At 43.9% G+C, this 6,675-nt stretch carries 5 protein-coding genes, 1 tRNA gene and 1 pseudogene; 4 read left to right on the top strand and 3 right to left on the bottom strand.

The window, feature by feature from the left end; all coding sequences use genetic code 11:
- Together EC840_RS25020 and EC840_RS25015 are read left to right on the top strand one after the other, a co-directional pair.
- Positions 1-829 (top strand): annotated as a pseudogene (locus tag EC840_RS25020) (hypothetical protein); the annotation flags it as partial.
- A gap of 243 nt (positions 830-1,072) precedes the next feature.
- Complete coding sequence (locus tag EC840_RS25015; RefSeq protein ID WP_132967435.1) at positions 1,073-1,627, top strand: recombinase family protein; 555 nt, start codon at positions 1,073-1,075, stop codon at positions 1,625-1,627.
- A gap of 251 nt (positions 1,628-1,878) precedes the next feature.
- Here the strand turns inward: EC840_RS25015 and EC840_RS25330 are convergent.
- Positions 1,879-1,981, bottom strand: a tRNA-Phe gene (locus EC840_RS25330).
- Positions 1,982-2,173: 192 nt separating this feature from the next.
- Between EC840_RS25330 and EC840_RS25010 the strand changes: the two genes are divergently transcribed.
- Together EC840_RS25010 and EC840_RS25005 are read left to right on the top strand one after the other, a co-directional pair.
- Positions 2,174-3,067 (top strand): hypothetical protein, encoded by an 894-nt coding sequence (locus EC840_RS25010; RefSeq protein ID WP_132967433.1) that lies wholly within the window; start codon positions 2,174-2,176, stop codon positions 3,065-3,067.
- A 59-nt stretch (positions 3,068-3,126) separates the two neighbouring features.
- The gene (locus tag EC840_RS25005) at positions 3,127-4,245 is read left to right on the top strand and encodes a threonine/serine transporter (RefSeq protein WP_132967431.1); all 1,119 of its coding nucleotides are present in this window, start codon (positions 3,127-3,129) and stop codon (positions 4,243-4,245) included.
- A 3-nt stretch (positions 4,246-4,248) separates the two neighbouring features.
- Here EC840_RS25005 and EC840_RS25000 read toward each other — a convergent pair whose 3' ends face one another.
- Together EC840_RS25000 and ampC are read right to left on the bottom strand one after the other, a co-directional pair.
- Complete coding sequence (locus tag EC840_RS25000) at positions 4,249-5,049, bottom strand: MBL fold metallo-hydrolase (protein ID WP_132967429.1); 801 nt, start codon at positions 5,047-5,049, stop codon at positions 4,249-4,251.
- A gap of 193 nt (positions 5,050-5,242) precedes the next feature.
- Positions 5,243-6,388, bottom strand: a complete 1,146-nt coding sequence (ampC, locus tag EC840_RS24995) for a CMY2/MIR/ACT/EC family class C beta-lactamase (RefSeq protein ID WP_132967427.1) — start codon at positions 6,386-6,388, stop codon at positions 5,243-5,245.
- Positions 6,389-6,675: the final 287 nt, after the last annotated feature.

Genomic DNA, 6,675 nt, shown 5'->3' with positions numbered 1-6,675 from the left:
GAATTCTTCTGTGAACGTTTTGACTGACATAAACACTCCTTCATTAGGCCTCCATTATGAGGCAAAAAAGTGTCTACGAAACCCGGGTCTATTCAAACAGATTATGCAGAGGCTGTTTTATTCAGGGGCATTAAGCGAGTCTGCCAGGCACAAGATTCTCATCAGTGCTCAGATTTGCTTCATGGAACTTCCCCTAAATACTCCTTTTGAGTGTGCAGCACTGCTTATCAACCAAAATCGGCTGGCACCATCAGCACATGTTTTCCAACAGCTTTACGAAAAATTTCAGGAGGAAGGCGACGGACTTACTGCGCTACTAGCAAATATTGTTACGCAACATCCTGCCCTGCTGGAAGCCGAAACTGAATTTGTATTGATAAATGACGATGAATTTGACCGCCCGTTGGCGACACTACTTTTAACGGACGGGAAAATATCGCCCCAGGTTTGCATGCATGCTCTTAACTGGCTATGGAATTACGACAGTGAACTGTTTGCTGGATCGCTATTTTTCGCACCGGCAATGCTTCCGCAACTGGCTCCCGGGCTCGTAGATGACGACATGCGACGCGCGCTGCTTGTACAAAGCCTGAAAGCCGGGGATATTCCGCATACTGCGATCAGTCAGGTCCTCAGCTCACTGACTGATCCCGATTACCACGTATTTCTCAGCAACAAAGAACACCGCTCAGTGGTCTATACAGAGCCATTCAGCCGCATGGCCGATCTGCTTGCGTCGGCCGGCTTCATACAGTCGCTAAAAGTGAATGAGGCCCGAAAGCGCATCCGTTTCGTGCCACACAACAGTCCCGCATTCAGACGGGAATAATAGTTGGTGAAACCCCTGTTTGATATTGAGGTGGACGTCAAGGGGGAGAAAGGCTTTGTGCTGCCGGATTTTATTATCCGGTGTCTGAAAGCCAATGGAACGAAAACGTACGCTATTGAAGTAACTATCTGATATATATAAATTATCAGACATATAAAAAGTGCTTCTTTTGCATGTCCGTTAAATCGATTTTTTGTTATAACAGACAGCATCTGTCCGATATTTGATTTAGGATACATTTTTATGCGACTTTTTGGTTACGCACGGGTATCAACCAGTCAGCAATCCCTCGATATTCAGATCAAGGCACTCAAGGACGCAGGCGTAAAAGCAAGTCGTATCTTTACCGATAAGGCATCCGGCAGCTCTACCGACAGGGAAGGTCTGGACCTGCTGCGTATGAAGGTGGAAGAAGGCGACGTCATTCTGGTGAAGAAACTTGACCGTCTTGGTCGAGATACCTCAGATATGATTCAACTGATAAAAGCGTTCGATGCCCAGGGCGTGGCCGTCAGGTTCATTGATGACGGGATCAGCACTGATGGAGAAATGGGGAAAATGGTGGTCACCATTTTGTCGGCTGTAGCACAAGCCGAGCGTCAGAGAATACTGGAGCGCACAAATGAGGGCAGGCAGGAAGCAAAACTGAAAGGTATCCGATTTGGTCGCAAACGTACCATCGACAGAAACCGTGTGCTGGCGTTTCACCGGAAGGGAACTGGCGCAACTGAGATCGCCCGGCAGCTCAGCATCGCTCGTTCCACGGTATATAAGATTCTGGAAGATGAGAAAATCTAATGATATATAAGTCAACCTGAAAACTTGTTTAAATAGGGTATATTTTAGGTACAGATAAAAGACAAGATTACGTATTTTGAATAATGGTGATGAAGACAACGGCAGCTCTTTTATAAAGAGATATATTCCATGATGAAATTATCATTTTCAATTTAATATATGATAACTAAGTAGCGTTAGATGATTGAATTACAGTAGGCATTTTAATTGAGGGGGACGTTATTGAGCTGCCCCTCAAATATATTCAGAAGTGGCGGAGAGAGCAGGATTCGAACCTACGACACGATAAATCGTGTGGACAGAGAAAACCTTACAGTTTTCTCTGTCTGGCTTAAACCACTCGCCCACCTCTCCGCATTTGATTCGCAGACATAAAACCACATACACAGCATGGATTAAATGGCTTAAGTGATTTTTTGTGACGCAAGTTGCAAAAAATGAATCGCATTATTTATCAGTCTTTAGTATTTGATGTGAGTAGCAAAATCAGAGATACGGTTGATGTAGGTTCCTCTTGGTTTATGATTTATCCAAGGAGAAAATACTATGGCTGATATTGAGTTACTGACCTTAAGGGACGACAACTTCTATAAAACAGCAGAGCGCGTCATTTTCAGGGATTACAAGTGCAACTGCACTAAAGGATGGAAAGATGCGGACAGATTCATGGTCTACAGGGCAGATGAGTCTGGAGTAACTGAAATATTTAGTGATGAAGTGGGCGACAGTAATTTAGATGCTCTGATTGAAATGGCAAAGGGTTATCTTAGCGATAGAGTTGTTATTTCAGGAGGACATACGGTTGTTAATCTGGATGACCGATTTTCAGTCAGTAATGAGGTTGAAAAATCAGCCAGATTCTGCATAGATTATATCGTGAAATCAAAGGAACAGTTAAACATCCAGCCCGATTTTCTTATGGAGATCAATGATTTTTATATGGAGAAAAAAGACGGCAATGAAATTGACGGCGCCAATCAGTACAGAAAAAAGGCAACATCCCCGTATATTATTCCGGAAAGAATAAATTCTTACATCAAAGATATTAACAAATGCTATGGTATCGATATAAGATCATTTTATGTTAGTGAAAAAACTATGGCCGATCGGTTTAAAAGACACATCAAAAATACAGTAGATAAAAATCTTTTATTTAATCGACAGGATCGCAATCTCTTGATGACAGTAGACGAACATACCTTTGCCATTATAGAGAATAACAAACCTACTTGCGCTGCAGGTAATGCAGCCACGTTCAGAGCTATCAGGTATAAAGTTTCCTCAAATAAAATATTTGATAATTACACTTCTCATATCGGTGTTTTCCCCCTTTGTTCTCGGATCAATGTACTTAACGGGTATCGTGCGGCGTCAGCGTTCTATGATGGCCTATCTTTACCTTCGCTACTGGTATTTTTTGGAAAATCTTGTTTTGAATAACAGCTGTGAATAATGAAAAGGTTGTACCTCTGATATGGGCGTTATAACTGAGTAATACCATGAAAATTTCAGATTTATACTGGCCTGTCACATTCTTTTCCACTGCCTTTGGGGCCGGAATATTCTTTTTACCCCAGGCAGTAGGCCCGACTGTACTTGGGATGATGCCTTTTTTAGTTTTTATCACTGGTGCTATGCTGGTTTCGTTGATGGCTCACTATCTATTTTTTAAATTTATCAGTTTTAATCCAGAGAAAGATTTTTTGGTAGCTTCCTCATATTTTATTGGCCGCCGATATGCATCTGTAATTTGTGCATTGTTTATCGTATCGATGATGATTATCGTTTTGATAAACTTCATCGCACTGGTTAATGTTGTAAGTTCTTTTTTCAATGACAGTTTATTTATACGATTTTGTGTCTCGCTGTTGTTAAGCTCAGCGCTTTCTGTGGCCTGGCTGAGTTTCAATACTGAGGTTGAAAGACTTATTTCTCGAATTGCGCTTCTTTCAATTATTTCAGTTGCCGGGGTTACCGTGTTTTTTTTCTTTCAACCAGTCAGACATCAATTATTACATTCACTGGATATGGGTTCTTTTAACAACCTCAAATTGCTGCCTGTTTTTCTTTTTACCTTCAATTTTACTCCATGTATCCAGCGTTTCACTAAAAGCTCTGAAATTCCGGATGTACGAAAACTGATCGTCGGAAAGTTAATTATTTTTACTTTTATTCTCGTCTTTGTCATCGCAGTCAGCCGATTGTTAACACCGGAAGATATTAACATTATTGGCGCCAAAAATATTGATGCTCTTTCTTACACGGCGAGTCTTACCGGTAAACATCTAGTGTGGTATTGTGCAGCACTACTTCTTTCTCTATTGACTGCTGGCGCTTATACAGGAACCCTGACTGGCGTTATCGACGGGATAGGTTCTTTCGGCGTATTGAACAAGAGGGTTATTTTGAGTTGCAATATTCTCATCTGCACTGTGATCGGAACTGCAAATCCAAGCATAGTAGAAATAATTGCTAACGGTTCGATGCCGGTCATTGTTATCACGGTATTCTTTATTCCCTCAGTGTTTTTTATAATGAAGGGAAAAATGCTGCTGAAAATCATCGGTTCTTTGGTGTTGCTTAGTGGTACTGCAGTGATAGCAACACTATTTATTTAAGCCCTATCCCAGAATATAAATATCTCCTGTTGCTGGAGTGACTGCATTCGGCAACCACAAGCAACCCCATTTACCAGTGCAATGACAGCCCATTATTTTATCTGGTTTCTGGTAGCGTAGAAACTGTCTCACCTCCCAGAGCTTACGGGGTGAAGCACAGCGCAGGTGAAAACCACCAAAAAGGGCATGAATATGATTTATTCCTGTTATTTTCTGGCAGTGACGCACGATATCAATGAGTCCGCGATGTCCACAACCGATAAAAATGACCAGTCCGCGTTCAGATTTATAGATCAGAACCCCTTCATCTTTTACATAATCCACTCTCGCATTTTTCCCTCCGGTAACACCATATGCCTCCGGTTTGGCCACCGGGATCTCCCCTGACCACATAAAGCGTTCTCCGATATGCAGCGGGGCACTGCTGTACTCCATAAGGTGATGTGAATAATCAATGTTCAGAGACAATTTTTTTATTCTGGCGGTATAGCCTGAAAACCTTACGGCCGAGTAGCGCTCGCTGGCCACTTGGGGATGGCATACGATCCGGGATTTATCAGGCAACCACGGAACACCGCCACAATGGTCATAGTGTCCGTGTGAAAGTACAGTCGCAGTTAGGCTGGTCAAATCGATCCCCATCAGGGCAGCGTTATGTAGGAAGCTATCATCGGGTCCGGTATCAAACAAGATTGAATCATTTTCATCCTGGATAAACAGACTTAGCCCGGCTTTAGCACGCAGCAAATTTATAGAGCCGGAGTTAAGCCGGTTTTCCAGCAAGACGCTGATGGTTATGGACATGTCCGCTCTTTCCCTGGAGTGATTAGTTACCACAGGGGATGAAATTTATCGACAACACCTCTGTGGTATGCAGCAAAATAATACCCCATTCCCTGAATAAACTAAATCTTCTGAAGCTTGGAACAAAAGAAGAGCCAGTGGAGGACGATATTGCTTAACGTGAGTTTTCGTTCCACTGAGCGTCAGACCCCATTTACTGTAAAGCTGCAAGAATGTGATAAGCCGCTTTCACACGCTCAGGGTTAGGATAACTTTTGTTAGCCAGCATCACGATACCGAGATTCTTCTCGGGAATGAAAGCAACGTAGCTTCCAAATCCACCGGTTGAGCCAGTTTTATGTACCCACGAGGCTTTTAATACTGGCGATGGCGGATTAATTTGCGTGGCACTCAGCGGTGCCATTGCGACTTTACTATCACTACCACCGACCGCGATTGCTTCTTTCACTGGCCAGTTCAGCATCTCCCAGCCTAACCCCTGATACATGTCACCCACACGCCAGTAGCGCGACTGGGCAAGTATCATGCCCTTTTGAAGTGTGGCATCTTTTACTTCCGAAGGCGCCATGTTTGCTTGCACCCAACTTGCCATATCCTCTATCGACGATTTCACGCCGTAGGCTTCAGCGTCCAGCATCCCCGGAGAAACGTGAACGGCTTTCCCACCGCGATAGCCCCAGGCATAGTGTTTTTCTTCGCGTTGCGGAACGTGTATCCAGGTATGCGTTAGCTTCAATGGCTGGAACACGCGCTTGCTCATAGCTTCTTCAAAACTCATGCCTGATGGTTTAACTGCCAGGGAACCAAACAGCCCAATACTGGCGTTCGAATAAAGACGCTTTGTGCCAGGTGTCCACTGTGGCTGCCAGGTTTCATAGTATTTCTGCAACGACGCCTCATCTGTAACATTATCCGGCACCTGGAGCGGCAAGCCACCTGCGGTATAGGTTGCCAAATTCAGCAAACTTATCCCTTCCCATTGTTTACCGGAGAGTGCGGGCCAGTATTTGCTCACAGAATCGCTCAGTTTAATTTCACCACGAGCAATTGCATCGCCACCCAGTACGCCGGTGAAGGTTTTACTGACAGAACCGAGCTCGAATAAGGTCTGCTGCGTGACGGGCTGTTTGCCTGCTACGTCTGCCATTCCCCAGGTAAAGTAGTAAGGCTGGCCCTGATAAATCACCGCCACTGCCATACCTGGAATGGCCTGTTCTTTCATTAAAGGAATAACAACGTTATCAACAATGCCCCTTAGCTTTTTTTCCGGTTGAGCTGTTGCAAATACGGAACCTGATGCGGCGAGCAGCAGTGCACAGGAAAGGATTTTTTGTATCATGTCTATCTTCCATAAATAACAGTCAAAGGGATTTTCGCGCTTAATTTGATGGATTTGGCCGTTGGCCGCAACCGATAAAATTTAGGGTCTGAATGAAGTTTTTCTAATGGGTACTGCGGTGTCAGCAGCTATTGTATCGCCAAGGGTAATCTCAACACTTCCATGCCATTTATTTCCAAGGATAACGTCCGCATCACGCTCTGAGACATTCGACAAGATTTTTATGGCTTCAGTAAGGGCGAGTGGCGCGCTTCGAGAGCCAGCAAATATTTTGCTTCATCGTACTG

This window comes from Rahnella sp. JUb53, assembly GCF_004346065.1.
GTDB classification, from domain to species: domain Bacteria; phylum Pseudomonadota; class Gammaproteobacteria; order Enterobacterales; family Enterobacteriaceae; genus Rahnella; species Rahnella variigena.
This window is presented reverse-complemented; position numbering and strand designations above follow the sequence as displayed.

Coding starts and splice junctions, on each gene's coding strand:
- EC840_RS25015 (WP_132967435.1), top strand. CDS start 1,073: ATGCGACTTTTTGGTTACGCACGGGTATCAACCAGTCAGCAATCCCTC.
- EC840_RS25010 (WP_132967433.1), top strand. CDS start 2,174: ATGGCTGATATTGAGTTACTGACCTTAAGGGACGACAACTTCTATAAA.
- ampC (WP_132967427.1), bottom strand. CDS start 6,388: ATGATACAAAAAATCCTTTCCTGTGCACTGCTGCTCGCCGCATCAGGT.
- EC840_RS25005 (WP_132967431.1), top strand. CDS start 3,127: ATGAAAATTTCAGATTTATACTGGCCTGTCACATTCTTTTCCACTGCC.
- EC840_RS25000 (WP_132967429.1), bottom strand. CDS start 5,049: ATGTCCATAACCATCAGCGTCTTGCTGGAAAACCGGCTTAACTCCGGC.